At 53.7% G+C, this 14,331-nt stretch carries 19 protein-coding genes; 3 read left to right on the top strand and 16 right to left on the bottom strand.

All coding sequences use genetic code 11. The features are described from left to right. From B5V00_RS13690 to B5V00_RS13645, 10 genes are all read right to left on the bottom strand, one after another. Positions 1 to 387: a TraV family lipoprotein gene (locus B5V00_RS13690; protein ID WP_085011377.1), complete on the bottom strand. Its 387-nt coding sequence runs from the start codon at positions 385 to 387 to the stop codon at positions 1 to 3. Next, positions 384 to 1,598 carry a TraB/VirB10 family protein gene (locus B5V00_RS13685; protein WP_085011376.1) on the bottom strand — a complete coding sequence of 405 codons (1,215 nt, stop codon included), beginning with the start codon at positions 1,596 to 1,598 and terminating at the stop codon, positions 384 to 386. The genes B5V00_RS13690 and B5V00_RS13685 overlap by 4 nt, the downstream gene beginning before the upstream one ends. Beyond that, the gene (locus B5V00_RS13680; protein WP_085011375.1) at positions 1,595 to 2,455 is read right to left on the bottom strand and encodes a type-F conjugative transfer system secretin TraK; all 861 of its coding nucleotides are present in this window, start codon (positions 2,453 to 2,455) and stop codon (positions 1,595 to 1,597) included. Before B5V00_RS13680 ends, B5V00_RS13685 begins: the two co-directional genes overlap by 4 nt. Beyond that, a complete protein-coding gene (locus B5V00_RS13675) occupies positions 2,452 to 3,012 on the bottom strand; it encodes a type IV conjugative transfer system protein TraE (RefSeq protein ID WP_172399758.1) in 561 nt (186 codons plus the stop codon). The genes B5V00_RS13680 and B5V00_RS13675 overlap by 4 nt, the downstream gene beginning before the upstream one ends. A gap of 11 nt (positions 3,013 to 3,023) precedes the next feature. After that, positions 3,024 to 3,305, bottom strand: coding sequence for a type IV conjugative transfer system protein TraL (locus tag B5V00_RS13670; RefSeq protein WP_085011373.1), 282 nt, complete (start codon positions 3,303 to 3,305; stop codon positions 3,024 to 3,026). A gap of 46 nt (positions 3,306 to 3,351) precedes the next feature. Beyond that, positions 3,352 to 3,648 carry a hypothetical protein gene (locus B5V00_RS13665; RefSeq protein WP_085011372.1) on the bottom strand — a complete coding sequence of 99 codons (297 nt, stop codon included), beginning with the start codon at positions 3,646 to 3,648 and terminating at the stop codon, positions 3,352 to 3,354. Further along, positions 3,645 to 4,376 carry a DsbC family protein gene (locus tag B5V00_RS13660; protein ID WP_085011371.1) on the bottom strand — a complete coding sequence of 244 codons (732 nt, stop codon included), beginning with the start codon at positions 4,374 to 4,376 and terminating at the stop codon, positions 3,645 to 3,647. The genes B5V00_RS13665 and B5V00_RS13660 overlap by 4 nt, the downstream gene beginning before the upstream one ends. Then, a complete protein-coding gene (locus B5V00_RS13655; RefSeq protein ID WP_085011370.1) occupies positions 4,373 to 4,909 on the bottom strand; it encodes an OmpA family protein in 537 nt (178 codons plus the stop codon). Before B5V00_RS13655 ends, B5V00_RS13660 begins: the two co-directional genes overlap by 4 nt. Positions 4,910 to 5,307: 398 nt before the next feature. Further along, a complete protein-coding gene (locus B5V00_RS13650; protein WP_085011369.1) occupies positions 5,308 to 6,396 on the bottom strand; it encodes a hypothetical protein in 1,089 nt (362 codons plus the stop codon). Positions 6,397 to 6,456: 60 nt separating this feature from the next. Further along, positions 6,457 to 7,619 (bottom strand): IS3 family transposase gene (locus B5V00_RS13645; RefSeq protein WP_139800782.1). Its coding sequence is split into 2 segments (ribosomal slippage): positions 6,457 to 7,353 and positions 7,356 to 7,619, totalling 1,161 coding nucleotides; the frame shifts between segments, so codons are not numbered across the junction. Positions 7,620 to 8,042: 423 nt separating this feature from the next. Here B5V00_RS13645 and B5V00_RS13635 point away from each other — a divergent pair. Next, positions 8,043 to 8,276, top strand: coding sequence for a hypothetical protein (locus B5V00_RS13635; RefSeq protein WP_085011366.1), 234 nt, complete (start codon positions 8,043 to 8,045; stop codon positions 8,274 to 8,276). Between the two features lie 39 nt (positions 8,277 to 8,315). Then, entirely contained in the window at positions 8,316 to 8,984 is a 669-nt protein-coding gene (locus tag B5V00_RS13630; protein ID WP_085011365.1) for a hypothetical protein, read from the top strand. Positions 8,985 to 9,110: 126 nt separating this feature from the next. On the opposite strand, the gene B5V00_RS13625 is transcribed toward B5V00_RS13630, so the two are convergent. The 6 genes from B5V00_RS13625 to trfA all read right to left on the bottom strand — a co-directional run bounded on the left by B5V00_RS13625 (position 9,111) and on the right by trfA (position 13,267). Then, positions 9,111 to 9,383, bottom strand: coding sequence for a hypothetical protein (locus B5V00_RS13625; protein WP_085011364.1), 273 nt, complete (start codon positions 9,381 to 9,383; stop codon positions 9,111 to 9,113). Between the two features lie 9 nt (positions 9,384 to 9,392). After that, positions 9,393 to 10,334, bottom strand: a complete 942-nt coding sequence (locus B5V00_RS13620; protein ID WP_245803983.1) for a ParM/StbA family protein — start codon at positions 10,332 to 10,334, stop codon at positions 9,393 to 9,395. A gap of 145 nt (positions 10,335 to 10,479) precedes the next feature. Further along, positions 10,480 to 10,884, bottom strand: coding sequence for a hypothetical protein (locus B5V00_RS13615; protein WP_085011362.1), 405 nt, complete (start codon positions 10,882 to 10,884; stop codon positions 10,480 to 10,482). Between the two features lie 15 nt (positions 10,885 to 10,899). Then, on the bottom strand, positions 10,900 to 11,355 hold the full coding sequence (locus B5V00_RS13610) for a helix-turn-helix domain-containing protein (RefSeq protein ID WP_085011361.1): 456 nt from the start codon (positions 11,353 to 11,355) through the stop codon (positions 10,900 to 10,902). 16 nt (positions 11,356 to 11,371) lie between these two features. Beyond that, positions 11,372 to 12,007, bottom strand: coding sequence for a helix-turn-helix domain-containing protein (locus B5V00_RS13605; protein WP_085011360.1), 636 nt, complete (start codon positions 12,005 to 12,007; stop codon positions 11,372 to 11,374). 399 nt (positions 12,008 to 12,406) lie between these two features. Further along, the gene (gene trfA / locus B5V00_RS13600) at positions 12,407 to 13,267 is read right to left on the bottom strand and encodes a plasmid replication initiator TrfA (protein ID WP_245803982.1); all 861 of its coding nucleotides are present in this window, start codon (positions 13,265 to 13,267) and stop codon (positions 12,407 to 12,409) included. 361 nt (positions 13,268 to 13,628) lie between these two features. Here trfA and B5V00_RS13595 point away from each other — a divergent pair, with 361 nt between their 5' ends. Next, the gene (locus tag B5V00_RS13595; protein ID WP_172399757.1) at positions 13,629 to 14,273 is read left to right on the top strand and encodes an XRE family transcriptional regulator; all 645 of its coding nucleotides are present in this window, start codon (positions 13,629 to 13,631) and stop codon (positions 14,271 to 14,273) included. The last annotated feature ends 58 nt before the right edge of the window (positions 14,274 to 14,331 follow it).

The following is a 14,331-nucleotide window of genomic DNA, read 5'->3' as shown; positions in this document are numbered from 1 at the left end:
CTACTTCCTCCCCCGTGAAAGCGGATCGGTCAGGACCCAGCGCGGCCTGTCAACGAAGATGTAGGCGTAACGCAGCATGTAGAGCTCGTTGTCCTCGCCCTCGTAGGGAAGCATGAGAACCCGCATCACCCTGGGCGGGACAACGACGGGAGTGGACGGGGCCTGAAGCAGATCCCGCACCCGTCCATAAAGCGCCTCTTCGTAGTCCGAACTCGACGCGCTCGCCGTTTTTCCCGCCGGATTCCTGGCCTCCTCATAGGCCCCGGTGACATCGATGCACTTGCCGCTGTCTCCCCCCGGACAGCGGAAATTCTCTTCGTAGGGGTTCAGAACCGAGCAGCCCGACAGGGCCAGGGCCAGCGGAATCAGAATCAACAGTTTCTTCATTTCGTGCCCTCCTCGTTCGGATCACGCAGCACCAACATGGTTCCTTCCTCGACAACCAGCGTGACCTTCTTTGTCGGGCCGATTTCGATGACCGGAACAGCCTGCTTCGCCAGGTCCAGGTAGAACTTCTGGATGTCCTTGAATCCGCTCGAAAGACCGGCTCCAAGGCCGTATTTCGCCGCGTCGCCGGTATCTATGGTAGTCGTTGTGCCAAGGGCGCTGGTGGACGTGACCTGGTTCTGGGACGAGATGTAGTCGCCCATGCCGCCGAAGAACCCGGCGGTCATCGACCGGGCGATGGCCCCCCCCATGCGCGAAACCACCCGGCCTTTCAGTCCGATCTTGCCGTCCTGGTCGACCAGGAAACCCTTGATCTTCTGGTCGATAACCGCCTCCCCCCTGTTGGTCAGGCAGGACAGGGATACCGCCTGCATGTTGGCCCGCTCGGTCGCCAGGTTGCCGTAGCCCGACACGATGGCGAAGCAGCCTTTCAGGTCGGCTTTTACGTCGTTCGGGAGAACGGCCAGGTCCTGGATGCGCAGCAGGGCCGGAACCGGGTTCCCTTTGCCCATTTCAGCGGTAGGCGCGTCCAGGCCGGAAAGAAGGGTCGCCGCCATGAACGAGGGAGGGAGATAAATCCGCCGGTTCCTGTCTTTTTTTTTATCCTGGCCAGGTGCGGCTTCCGCCGGCGCGGACACGGTACCGATCTCTCCGATCAGCACCACTTCTTCCGGAGCCGGAGGCGGCCCCGGAGGACCGGGAGGCGTCTGCCCGGTGATGCCCCGGGAAGGATAGACAGATCCGGGCGGTGGCGGCGGATAGGCCGGCAGCACCGGCAACTCATTGTCCGGGCCGGACACCTTCCCGCCGGGAGTCTTTTCACCGTCTGGCTTCGACAGGGCCGCATCCCCGCTCCTTTTCTCCTCTTCTTCCTTTTTCATCAGCGCATCAAGGCGCCTTTTCAGCTCGGCCATCTGCTGGTCCCTTTTTTTCAGTTCCCTCCTGCTCTCCTGATAGAGGGATTTCTGCAGGGTCCTGGTGTCGTCCAGCAGATCAACCGGCTTGCCCTTCCTGGCCGGCGCCGGGGCCGGCTTCGTGCGGACCTGATAGGCAAACAGGGCGAAGACGAGAACCCCGGCGATGCACAGCGCCCTGACCGCCTTTTTCTTCTTCGCCGGGTCCAGGTTTTTCCAGGTGTCCTTGAAACTCATCGTTCCTCCTCGCCGGTGAACCGGTCTTCCGCCACCTTTTCTCCCGCCGGTTCCTGTTCCAGCTGGACAGGTTCGGTGACCAGGGGGTTGCGCCGCCCGTCCGGATTGCGCCGCTCGACGATGAACACGCGGGTGATGTCCCCTGGTTTCAGCAGCGGCTCCTCGATGGCAACCGCCAGGGGAGCGTGGGTCAATCGGGGATTCAGAAAGTCCGCTTCGGACAACCGCCATTCCTTCTGGCCCGCCTTGAGGGAAACGACATATTCGCGGACCCCAAGCCCCTCCCCTTCAACTTCGATGTCACGCTTGGCGGTCAGCCAAAGCTGGTCGAAGATGTTGACCTGTTTCCATACCGGGCGCACGGTGTAACTCTCCGGAAGGTCCCCGGTGTACACCTGCCTGATGAGCTTCAGGACCTTCTTCTCCAGCGGCAGACCGTCGAAGATGGACAGGTTCTTTTCGATCTTCTTCTTCCGCCCGCTGGAGAGATGGAGCGTCTGGGCCGGAATCTGCTTCGGCATCCCGATCATCGAGTAGACATCGCCGTCGCAGATGACGTAGAACTCCGAAGGGGTCCTGGTGTACTGGATCTCCTGCCCCTTCTTCAGCGCCTGGAACTTCACAAAGGCATTCTCCCCGGAGAGCTTGACCTTGATCCCCTTGTCCTGACTGAACACCACGTCCTTGATCGGTCCCGGGCAGACAAAACGGTTCACGTCCGTGCTGGACAGGTTGACCCTGGTCGTGTGCTCCGGAAAAACCACCACCAGGGGATCTTCGTCCCTGTCCGCGGCCAGGACTGGAGCCGCCAGCAGCGCCGGCACCAGGGCCAGCAGCAATCCCTTCCGCACGTTCATCGCAAATCCCTCCCGCTGAGGCTGGTCACGTAAAACCGTCCGCCACGAACGGAGAACTCGATGCTGTAGAGCTTCTGCTTCTCCTCCGTCTTCTGGTCCTGAACGAAGGTCTTTTCGATCCCGGTCACCTCGATGATGTTGTCCGCCGGCCTGAGCCGCATCCCGGTCGTGTAGAAGACCTTGGAAACCGACGACAACTCGACCGTATCCACGGTTTCGAGAAGCCGGGACTGGAACTCCGAAATCTTTTCCGGGGCAATCAGCGTCAACGCCTCCTCGAACTGCTTGCGGACTGTTCCGGGGTTGTAGACCAGCAGCAGGTCGACCAGGTATCGCGCCATTTCACGGGCGTAGCTCTCGTCGATCGTCCCGGCGGTCAGACGGACCTTTTCCTTGAATCCCGGCGGCACCAGGATCACCGCCTGCCGGTTCAGGGCCGCCTGCAGCATGAGGGAATTGAACAGCGTCAGACCGCCGATCAGTGTCACGATCACCATCAGCAGCCGGTTCCTGGCGAACAGGTTGCTGGATTTCTGGACAAACAGGTCAAGCTTCACAACGCGCTCCTTTACTCGATGAATTCATCCTCGAAATAGTCCGGGTAGCCCTGCATGTCCGTCCATCCGAGCATGTAGAGGCTGTGACGGAGAAAGCCGCGAGGGTGGTTGCGTTTGAGCCGGGAGTAGATCGTCGGCAACACGATCAGCATCAACCACCAGAACCAGCCGCCGAAAATCATGGCCATCAGGTAGGCCAGTACCATGACGGCCATATCGTCCGGCTCGAACCAGAGAAGCTGATAGGGTTGGGTCAGGTATTGCGGCATCCGCCGCGTCGTCGTGTTCCGCATCGGGTCACCAGAAGGAAAAGCGGGGAGCGGGGGACTCCCCGGAAGGTCAGATCAGCATCCCGAAACCGGTGACGATCTTGTCGGCGGAGAGGATGACTCCGCCGGAGACAATGGTGATAAGGGCGGGGATGTATTTGCCGGCGGGCAGCATGGACGCTCCCCAGACCACGATGCACAGCCCGGCGACGAAGCCAATGGCTCCCTGGAGTCCCTTGACGACCACGTAGTCATAGAACAGGTAGCCGAAACTGTTGGGGTCGGTCGGGGCGGTGATTGCAAACGCGCTGCCGGCAACCATGAGCAGCGCCAGCACCATCATCAGAATAAAAACCCTTTTGTTCATTGGACTTCTCCCTTCTGGTTGTCGAGAAAGGTGGAGAGTGCTTTTGCGTCCCCCAGAAACCGCCTGCCATTGATCCAGATGGTCGGCGTCCCCCGCACGCCTACCGAACCCCCGGCTCGCAGGTTTTCATCAATCAGGGTGTCAGCTTCGCAATCTCCAGGTTGAGGTATGGGCCGGTTATCCAACCCTCCTTGGTAAACCTCCCGCATGGCCCTGTTCGGGTCCTCGTTGCACAGGATGTACTTGGCCTTGTCCCGTGCGGACCTGTGAATCGACTCCAGCGGGAAGAAAAAGATGTGACGGGTGATGTCTGCACGTTCTGCCAGGACCTGGTCGACCTGGCGGCAGAAGGGGCAGTCGGGGTCCGTGAATTCGACCACCTGGACCGGCCCGTTGCCGATGGTCAGGGCTTTGTCCATCGGCAGCCTGTCGAAGTTGGCCCGGATGATTTCCTCGCGGGCCTCGGCGGTCATGTTCCTGCCGTCCTGGCTCCAGATCTCTCCGAACACCAGGTAGCCCTTGGGCGAGAAGTAGAAAACCTCAGGGCCGGCTCCAACCTGGTACAGACCGGGAACCGGAGAGGGCTTGAAAGTGTCGATTCCTGTCTTCGGCAGGGTTTTGGAAAACTGCAGCAGGGCCTTGTTCAGAGCCTCCTTCGGCGTCTCATCCGCGAGGACCCGCACTGACAGGAAGACCAGAGCCAGCAGGGTCAGGACAATGCGGTTCATTTCGCGACCTCCGTTTCCACGACAACGGCCCGACGGTTCAGGGCCAGGTTCGTATCCGACACCGGGGCGTCCTCTCCATGCCCGGCCCGGGACAGGACGTTCACTCCTCGCTTTTCGAGGTAATCGGCAACAGCAGCGGCCCGACGCTCCGAAAGACCCTGGTTATAGGCTTCGGGACCGAGCCGGCAGGTGTAGCCGTCCACCCTGACCGTGATGTTCCGGGGCACCATGTCCAGAATCGACCTGTCCTGCCCATCCAGGTCCGACCTGTCCAGATCGAACAGAACCCTCCAATGGGCGGGAAGACCGGGGGCCGGTCTTTCATCGCCCGCCGTGAGCCGGATGGTCAGTGGAGGCCTGAGCCGCGCGACCGGATGGTTCTCCGGGCAGCCCTTCTGGATAAGAAACGCGTTGGCCGGCGGACTTGAGACAACTGAGCCGAAGTCGGCGACGGGGATCTCCCGGCAGACGGTAGACGCTATTGCGGGAGTTGCTGTGAGGATTGCCAGACAAAGCCAGGCCAGTTGACGCATAGGTGCGACCTCCGGGTATGGGTTTGTCTAGGAAATGTGGAAGGGGGGAATCTTGGCAGGAAAGAGTTGAACGCTCACAAAGTTGGCAGGCACCTACAAACTTGCGAATTTTTATCTAAAGGCTTTGGGAAGAAATCAAAAAAGTGATAATTCGTGACCGCGCCTACGTATTCAGCCTAGTAACACAGCACGCATGAGAATATCAAAGGATTCTTACGTTTCTACTTCCCCGAAGAAATGAACTTAAAACGAATATCGGAAAAGGCGTTGGCTAGAATGATCCATAAGATCAACAATCATCCAAAAAAGAGTCTCGGCTACCATACACCCCAAGGAGTTTCCGACTAGACTCTCAATTGTGTATTTGCAATTTGAATCTGCCCTCAAGCTAAAAAGACTCACCCAGAGCCCTCTAGCTTGAATGCAACCCTACCTTCCAACTCAGCAGGCAGGACAGAGCTTTTACCTTTAAGCTTCGGCCAGAATACTTCCTCGTAACCATACACGAGTCCGTCGAGTTCCTTCGCTAACTGCCAGATTAGCCCCCCGTCAGTGGTGAACCATGCAAGAACTACATCTTCCACCGCACGGTACGGATCGGCGCAGTCAAAGAAATTATCGGGCAAATTGAGACTAAGGCACACTGCTTCGGGGAAATGCCCCACGAACACGTCTTGGATTGCTTCGATCTTGCGCTGTAGCAACGAGTTGAAATGTTTTGTATCAGACGTATCAGAGAATGTGAACCGATTCTTCACGGCCCTGATTACTTGAGATTGCCCTTTGCTTAATTGTGCAAAAACTTCATTCTGAACCACGACAGCATCTACTAACACCTTACTGTTCCCAAGACCGATGTAGTTGTCTAGGAGATCAAGCGATAGGCAGTTATAGGGCGTTGTCTGCTCATTGAAACGTGCAGCCACCAGAAGTCTCACTGCACGAAGAGTTGACACCAAATTTAACAGGCGGTCGCGAACATCTGAAGACAGTCGGACCTTGAAATTAAAGAGCAGGGGGTCAGGTATGGCATCTATATAACGATTAACATCTGAGGCAAGTTCAGAGATACACTGAAGGTCGATGGCATTTTCTGAAATCGCTCTGGAAAGTTGATAGTCTAAAGCATGGCGAAGGTGATTCTCAACGACGTGAAGCTCAATTCGTTCAACACCACGTTGGATCTGATTCGCCTTATCCTTCAACTCATCTAATGTGGAAATTACCTGATCTAGTTTTCTCGCAATGCTCTTAACTTCAGATAGGATCTTTGCCGACACCGCGAGATTCACCACCGAAGCAATAAGTGTCAGTCCTGACATACCTAGGGCCAAGTCTGACATCGGTGCCTCTGCTAACTGAATCGGGGCTTCAGGTGCCATGTAGCGTATGTTTTGTGGATTAAATATAGGTCCATTTTTGCCGATCACTTGGTAAACCCACCGGCCCACCTGCCCAGGTCCCAACTGCTCAAATGGAACACCCATTGCGCCCTCCCAATCTATAACTTTTCGGATTGACCTTCCCCCGGTTTAGTGGACACCGGGTTAGGCTGCAAGTTTAAAATAGACCGCCTCGTATTCAGCCGGGCTTTTATAACCCAGTGTTGAGTGCAAACGGCGCCGGTTATAGAACCGCTCGATGTACTCAAAAATGCTCTGGCGAGCGTGGAAGCGGGTCGGATATCTCTGGTGAAATACCAGTTCCTGCTTCAGACTGCCAAAGAAACTTTCAACCGGGGCGTTGTCCCAGCAATCGCCCTTGCGGCTCATGCTGCAACGTATGCCATGCCTGGTCAGTAACGACTGGAAGTCTGCACTGGCATACTGTGAGCCGCGATCAGAGTGAAATATGAGCCCTGATGATGGCTGTCGCCTTTGCACCGCCATCGTCAGCGCATTCATAACCAGTTGTCGGGTCATGCGCTTGTCCATGGCCCAACCAACAACCGACCTGGAGAACAGGTCGATGACCACCGCCAGGTAAAGCCAGCCTTCGGTGGTCCAAATATAGGTGATGTCACCGGCCCAGACCTGATTGGGCTTTGCGGGAGAAAAATCCCGCTGCAGCAGGTTCGGTGCGACCGGAAAATCATGTTTTGAGTTCGTCGTTGCCTTGTAGCGCCGTTTCGTTTTCGCACGTAGGCCATCTTCCCGCATCAGGCGGGCGACGCGATTCTCACTGCAGGGAATATCCTGCTTTTTGAGTTCCCGATAAACGCGGGGACTCCCATAGGTGCCCCGGCTGTCGCGATGCGCCTTACGGATCGTCTCAAGCAGCTTGGCATTCGCCTGGCCCCGCTCGGATTCGGACTTTCTACGCCAGGCATAGTAGCCACTGCGGGAGACGTTCAGCACATCACACATGACCGCGATGGGAAATTTGGCTTCGTGTTGCTGCATAAAGCCAAAGATCACTTCGGGTCGTTGGAGAAGATGGCCATTGCTTTTTTTAAGATGTCACGCTCCATTTTCAGGCGTTGGTTTTCACGTCTGAGACGGCTGAGTTCCTCAGCTTCTGAGACCTGTTTTCCTTTGCCGGGAAAGGCCTCAACGGGATTCTCGCTGTATTGACGAATCCACTTGTAGAGCGTGTTGGGGTGGATCTCCAGATCTCTGGCCACCTCGGCAACAGACTGGTCGCTGCCGGTTATCAAGTTAACCGTCTCGACCTTGAATTCACGAGTGTACTTCCTTCTTTTCGAAACCATGCCAGTCCTCCTGACGCTGTTGTAGCAGCTTTTCGGACTGTCCACAATTTCGGGGGAAGGTCAGATCTATACTCCAAACAAAGGTAGATATCGATAATCTTCACAATTCCAAGAGGTTGTCAATTTCACCGAAAACCACCCCAGTCGCCTAACTGCCTGGAGTTTTGAATCACAATTCAACCTTCTTTTTGGTTATAGAACCGTGAAAATAAGGTGGTATCCTTCCGCGACTCAATCTGCAAGGTTCACCACAGCTGGGGCGACCAAGGGCACGACAATACGTATCACATAGTGACATCCACTTCAACACATCGACGGTCCAGACCGTATACCGTCCAACATGCTGGAAGGTCAGGTAATGTCACTTCCCTCTCAAGACCTCTAACAGGGGGGGGCACCGGGTGAATAAGACAGGAAAGCCTGATGGTTTGTCAGTCTGTTCCTGAAGAAGATTCAGAAAAAAGGAAAAAGGAAAGTATTGAACGAAGAGTGGAGGATGACCGAATCAACCTTACCGAAGTCGGCCACAAGTATTTTACGGCAAACAATTTTCTGCAAACGGTTACCGCCTTTGCAGGGGGGGGGACCCAAAAAAGTTGGCAGACAGCTACGAAATTGTGTACTTTATTTAAAGTATCTGAAAAGAACTCATTATAAGGTTTCCGGCTCAATTATTGATCTTCTAATGGAGGGATCATGTTTGACTTTCTGGAAAAAGCTGTTGATGCAATTTCTGATTATGGAGATATTTTTAACTCATTACAAAAATCATTCCTTAATGATGACTTTTTAGAAAATATAAAATCTGGTCGCCTTTTAATTCCTCATGAGGGTTTATATCTATCAATGAAAATGGCCATTGAGAAGGAAGAAGGCGTTTATTTGGAAAAGGCTAATTTCTACTCAAGCCATATCCGATTGGTTCTTTCTGTAATTAAACTCGGTGCAAAAATTGATTTGCCTTTAAAATTAACAATCACTTCTTTTGAAATTAACAAACGAAATCAAAATATTATTTTTGAATATGAATCCGACGAACCCATAGGTAAAAATCTTATTGGCCGCATTATCATTTCAATATCTAGAGGGTTAATTGACAGTATTTTGAAAGATAAAATTTCGAATATTAGTAATATTTCTACAACATATTCTGATGATAACAATATAATTTATGTCGACTTGAGAAATATTGAACAAATAAAATACTTATCTAAGCCTATCCCAGGAATCAATTACTGCATTCTTGATTTTTTAAAATTGACAGGAATTGAACACACTTGTGAAGGGGTTTTCTTGTTGGGGGAAGTATCTTCAATAACAGATTTATCCTTAGAACGATTAGGCTCTGGTGACATTGTCTCATAAAACAGAATGGCGTCTGAAAAGTAATTCGTTTCTAGGCCCCAAGAATCTCTCAAAAGGCTGGGAACTGTAAATTTGGAGGAACCATAAGCGCCCGGTCAAGATGCTCGCCCCCCCCTTAAGGACCATTTACCTAAAAATATCATCCAGATTCGATTTCCCTTTACGCTCATCAACCCTCCCCTGCCTCGGCTCCTCCTGGTCCAATGACTGAGGAATTTCTGATGCGGGAGACTCTGTCAGGGTAAGGTTTTTCAACAACTGCTGCCCCTCTTCCGTGCCCAGAAAGTGACGTAAGGCCTCCAGGACGAACATCGACTGCTTGCGTGCCTTGCTGAGGTCGTCCAGTACGGCCAGGGTCGCTTCGTCGTAAAGGGTCAGCCGGATCAATCGCTGTGCCATGACGCCCTCCTAGCCGTCCGACAGGGCAAACCCAAGAGCGTTTGCATATTCAGGTTCTGACAGAATTTCGATCGCGACCCTCTTGGAGTCAATGATATCCCTGATCAGAGTCGCCCCGCCGCCAAAGACCAGGACCGTCTCAAAGGACGCCTTCAGTCCAAGATGGGCCTGAAGCTCACCGTGAATATCCCGCAAGACATCCTCAATATATGCCTTGGCCGCCACCTCGATTTCACTGCTTATGTCATGGCGCTCGAACCCGTATTGAACATATCCCTGCTCGATCAGATAGCTGATCTCCACCGGTGTAAACGTCCTCGATGGCGCAAAGTCGCGAATGGCCGGAAGAAGGAGCTGCGTCGCCATCTGGTGAACTCCGCGTTTATAAAACGTGTCGCCATAGATGATGGAGCGTGATCCCCCGTCGACCAGGGTGAAGATAACGGTATTGAAGCCGATATCAACCGCCAGAATGTTTCCCGATCGCCCCGGGAGCCGATCCAGGAAAAGGCGGACACCTCCAAGGCCCTGCGGAAGAATCCTCACATCGGGCCACCCCGATCCATTGAGGATTTTCGTCAGGGTCGTTACCACCCCTGCGGGCTTGTCCTTTTCGGCAACCCAGGCCCCGTAGGGAAGACCAATCACCAGGGGAGTTTTTTCAGGGACACGCGCAACCGCCGCCGCCTCATCCACAAAAGCCGGATAGTGATGCACCAGGTCTTCCAGCGTTTTGAGATAACTTGAACCTGCCGTCAGCAGAGCGTCCTCACCGACCACCAGTCCATCATGGCTCCGCCTGAAAGCCGAGACGATCCGCCCCTTGTTTTCCCCATAGACCCACTTCAACGAAGAGAACCCCAGATCACAGACAAATACCATTGTGTAGCTCCTTTCGTAGCCAATGTTGGCTACGTTGCCTTTTTCGTCTACGCCATCGTCGACAACCAAGGCGACAACTTCGACGATCTGTAGCCCAATAAGGCAACGTTGCCCGTTTTGTTTACTTGCTGTTTCTAGGGATATGCGGGAGGGGGGAATTTTTATTCTGATTTTTCAACCCGGAACAGGTTGCAGGCAGGCCGTCAATGTCTCATCATCCATTCGATTTCTCGGCCCGTTTCCGGCGCAGTTCATAAGCAATGGATCGGATTTTTATCACCTGTTTTCTTGTCACCTTTGCCCCCAGGAAATGGTTTACCCTCTGCATCACGTCATCGACAGAGACGCGCTGTCCAGGCCGGGCATTCATGTAGCAGGACAGAATATAACTCTCCACGCGGGTCAAATGGCTTTCTCCCGCTATTTTCCGCCTTACTCTCTTCGGCAAACGTGCCATGAGTCGCTTCAGGTACCAAACCCGGCCTCGAATGAAAGCAACTATCACAAGGCCCTTCAGGTCATGGTCGGTGACCGGATTGTCTATGATGCCATCCTGATGCAATCTCTCGACGATGGACCGAGGAAGGCCGACAAGTTCAGCAGCTTCTTTCAGCGTCACCTTTTGCCTCCTGTCTCAACAGGCAATCTGAGAGAGGGGATCGTCAAGGCTCTCTGGACGTTCCAGTTCTTCGCTTTCACAGCCATCCAGGAATTCCAGAAGGTCACGGACTATTTCTTCCACCTGTCTCCGACCCGCATTTGTCATAACCGCCCGTTCATAGGCCAGAGTCAGAAGCTTTCCCATTTTGGGTCCGACCTGAAAAGTCGCCCTTCTTGCCGTCTCGGCAGCCACCATTTCCAGAACATGTCTTTTATAGGTCACGCTCTCATCCCCAGCGTCCTTGAACCCAAGGAGCCAGTTCGGCTCAACACCCTCCCTTTCGCACAGGCGCATCAGGAATGCCGCGTCCGGTCGCCTTCTATCAGCCTCATAATTCATCAAGGTATTGGGGCAAATGCCGTACCCTTCAATGAAAGCGGAAATTTTCCTGTTTCCACGAACCTGCCGTATTCTTTTCCCTAGCGTCATCTCTGCCTCATCGGACTCATGCAGCCTTGGGTTCCTCGGTTTCCACCTTTCTTCTCCGCCTGGGAGAATGCGGAAAACGACGGGCCTCAATGTCCCGTATCTCCAGAATCAACTCACCGCTCGCAACCAGTTGGGACAATCGCCGATAGGACCGGTTCAACGTCTGGCGGACGTTTGCCGGCGTGCAGCCAATCTCTCTGGCGATCTCCTTGATTCCCTTGCGCCCGGAATCGAGACCCAGAGCCAGACCCAGAACCCTTCTTTCCGTCCTGGTGAGATACGCGCTGACCATCCAGTACAGACGGTCCACGTCAATCAGATCCACCAGGGCTGGTGTTTTTTCATCGCATCCGAAGTATTCCGACGGCCAGCATTTGTTTGAAGGTGGAGAGACTGACCCCGCGTGGCATTTCGATTCCGGGTAGGGCGTTACTTCGGAGATCCTGTTTTTCAGCGTCATCCAGAAGCAGGCCGCGAAAGGCAGGTTTTTTCTTTCCGCAACCCGAACTGCGAGCAACGCCGCCTCGCGGGCATCCTGCAGAAAGTCCTCCTGATCATAAGGAACGAAGGGGAGATATCTCCTCGTGTGTACCTTGATCTGTCTGGCATTTTTTTCAACCCAGGCGATGGCCTCTTCGGCAGTCATCATCATTCAGCCCTTCCCCCTATTAACGGTTAAATAATGGTTAGCCTTTTATTGGCAGCAATTCCCAAATATTGGTCGTGCAACAGACTGTAATTACAGAAGAAATTATCCACAAAAGTTATCCACAACCAAAGACGTGTGCCCCATCCAGCGATAGTTTTGTGCCCCATTCAGCGAGGGTGCGTGCCCCATTCAGCGATACTTTGTGCCCCATACAGCGACAGTTCGTGCCCCATTCAGCGATAGCCGAAACCAGTCAGCCGCGTCCCGCTCAGCCATTTGCAGCGTTTTCCAGATCATGGGACGCCCTAACCATCCGTTTTCCTGCAGGAAAACGTTATCCACAGGCCCCTGTCTCCCAAACTATGTGCCCCATTCAGCGACACCCCGTTGAACGATGGCCAATCACTTCCTGACGACACGCACCATCCCGTCCACAATCAGCCACTCTTCCAGAAATCCGACCCGCACCAGGTGCTGGAGTGCCTGCTTGAGCTTTCGCTTGAAAAAACGGAGTTCGTTGTCGCTGCCGCAGAGTTTTTGCAGGGTTTCGATCCTGACGGGATAAGGTTCCCTATGGCTGGACCAATAGCTGTGCAGTTTGGTGGCAATACCCTCCGGAAGAGCCTTGCGCTGCTCCAGGTCGATCAGGGTAAATTCCTGGTCTACGAACAACTTGCTCAGGACTGGCGAAAGCTGGACTTCCCACATGGACAGCGGAGAATGCGTGTCAGGGTCCCAGTACCTGAAGAAATCGATCAGGCCGACAACAACGGTTCCAAGACGGTCTGAAGAGAGATGGACGGCGGTTGCCTTCATTCGGGAGAGGCTTGTCTTGAGGTGCCGGTAGCCCCAATTGTTGACCCGCCAGCCAATCGACTTCAGAAAGGAGTAGGGAGTGAAATGGATCAACTCCCCAAGAGGTTGGCCCTTGCCCATCTGCAGCAGCCGAAACCAGACCAGTTCGTCGTCCTGCCGCAACTCTTCACCGCGATAGGAAATGGAACCGCTCCCGGTCACAACGATCGGCTCGTCCTTGAAATAGATCCGGGACTGATTCCTGTTCCGGGCCGTGAAAAGCGCCGATCGGACAATCTCGTTTGGAGTCGCCCCCCTGGTGTTTTCCGAGTCGGCCCAGTCCGGGAGATATTTGGGACCATCTTCCATTTCGGCTTTCAGCCGGTTCAGAATGGTATGGATATCCCCGTCCAGAACAGACGTAGGCGTTGGGGGGTCGATCTGAATTTTTTCGATGAAATCATCCATGACTCACCGTCAATCCTTCATTCTCCGCTCAATCTAGCGGCATGACACCTCAGAAAAGTTCTCCATAATGCGAGGGTGTTTGATGTTTGCTAAATTCGGAAATGCCTCCTCAGAGTCCACAAGAGACTTTGGAGACACAAATTTTTGTGTTATTTTCGAAAACAACACTCATTTTTGTTAAGGAGATGACTTTTTTTGTAAAAATATCGTCCATCGCAGACACGAAAAGTAATTATAAGCACACGTTTGTGTGATTAAGCACACGTTTGTGTGCTCAGGCACACGAAAACTTTTCTAAATCATACATACGTGTATGTCAACACAATTTTGTGTGATCAGGCACACGTATGTGGAGGAGAGAATGAGAACCCTAGGCGAAAGAATCAGGGAAATGCGAGGGGGGATGCAGTTGTCGGAACTTGCAGGAAGGCTTGGCATTCACAAGAACACCATGATGAATTACGAGAAGGGAGGCAGGGCTCCCGACGCGGACCTGCTCCTGAAATTTCTCGAAATTTTCCCACAAACTAGCCCTGCATGGCTTTTGACGGGAGAGGGGCCAATGAAAAAGTCCGACCCGCTCCCTGATGGATTTATCATGCTTCCCAGATACGAACTTTCTGCGGAAACGGGCCATGGACGGTATGTCGAAAGCGAGCAGATCGTGGACTTCGTATCTTTCAAGGACGACTGGGTACACAACTATCTGCGAGTCCCTACCAAGGATCTCGCCCTCATCACGGTAAAGGGGGACAGCATGGCCCCCACACTGAACGCCGGGGACCTCATCCTGGTTGACCTCCGCGTATCCCGGATTGAAGACAGCGCTGTTTATGTGATCGAGTTTGACGATGCCCTTCTGGTGAAGCGAGTCCAAAGGAAACTGGACGGGTCCATCGTCATCAAAAACGACAACCCGTTTTATGAGCCCGAAATCCTTTCAAATGACCAGGTGGCAGCCTTGAGAATCGTTGGACGGGTCATCTGGACGGGGAAGAAGATGTGAGGAGCATGTACGAGGCGGACCTCACTTCGCCGCCCAGTCGGTTTCGGCCCATGGGCCA

It is taken from the genome of Geothermobacter hydrogeniphilus (genome assembly GCF_002093115.1).
Lineage (GTDB): Bacteria > Desulfobacterota > Desulfuromonadia > Desulfuromonadales > Geothermobacteraceae > Geothermobacter_A > Geothermobacter_A hydrogeniphilus.
This window is presented reverse-complemented; position numbering and strand designations above follow the sequence as displayed.

Excerpts from the sequence above, each read along its gene's own strand:
- B5V00_RS13690 (WP_085011377.1), bottom strand. The coding sequence starts at position 387 with ATGAAGAAACTGTTGATTCTGATTCCGCTGGCCCTGGCCCTGTCGGGC.
- B5V00_RS13685 (WP_085011376.1), bottom strand. The coding sequence starts at position 1,598 with ATGAGTTTCAAGGACACCTGGAAAAACCTGGACCCGGCGAAGAAGAAA.
- B5V00_RS13680 (WP_085011375.1), bottom strand. The coding sequence starts at position 2,455 with ATGAACGTGCGGAAGGGATTGCTGCTGGCCCTGGTGCCGGCGCTGCTG.
- B5V00_RS13670 (WP_085011373.1), bottom strand. The coding sequence starts at position 3,305 with ATGCGGAACACGACGACGCGGCGGATGCCGCAATACCTGACCCAACCC.
- B5V00_RS13665 (WP_085011372.1), bottom strand. The coding sequence starts at position 3,648 with ATGAACAAAAGGGTTTTTATTCTGATGATGGTGCTGGCGCTGCTCATG.
- B5V00_RS13660 (WP_085011371.1), bottom strand. The coding sequence starts at position 4,376 with ATGAACCGCATTGTCCTGACCCTGCTGGCTCTGGTCTTCCTGTCAGTG.
- B5V00_RS13655 (WP_085011370.1), bottom strand. The coding sequence starts at position 4,909 with ATGCGTCAACTGGCCTGGCTTTGTCTGGCAATCCTCACAGCAACTCCC.
- B5V00_RS13650 (WP_085011369.1), bottom strand. The coding sequence starts at position 6,396 with ATGGGTGTTCCATTTGAGCAGTTGGGACCTGGGCAGGTGGGCCGGTGG.
- B5V00_RS13635 (WP_085011366.1), top strand. The coding sequence starts at position 8,043 with ATGGTTTGTCAGTCTGTTCCTGAAGAAGATTCAGAAAAAAGGAAAAAG.
- B5V00_RS13630 (WP_085011365.1), top strand. The coding sequence starts at position 8,316 with ATGTTTGACTTTCTGGAAAAAGCTGTTGATGCAATTTCTGATTATGGA.
- B5V00_RS13625 (WP_085011364.1), bottom strand. The coding sequence starts at position 9,383 with ATGGCACAGCGATTGATCCGGCTGACCCTTTACGACGAAGCGACCCTG.
- B5V00_RS13610 (WP_085011361.1), bottom strand. The coding sequence starts at position 11,355 with ATGACGCTAGGGAAAAGAATACGGCAGGTTCGTGGAAACAGGAAAATT.
- B5V00_RS13605 (WP_085011360.1), bottom strand. The coding sequence starts at position 12,007 with ATGATGATGACTGCCGAAGAGGCCATCGCCTGGGTTGAAAAAAATGCC.
- trfA (WP_245803982.1), bottom strand. The coding sequence starts at position 13,267 with ATGGATGATTTCATCGAAAAAATTCAGATCGACCCCCCAACGCCTACG.
- B5V00_RS13595 (WP_172399757.1), top strand. The coding sequence starts at position 13,629 with ATGAGAACCCTAGGCGAAAGAATCAGGGAAATGCGAGGGGGGATGCAG.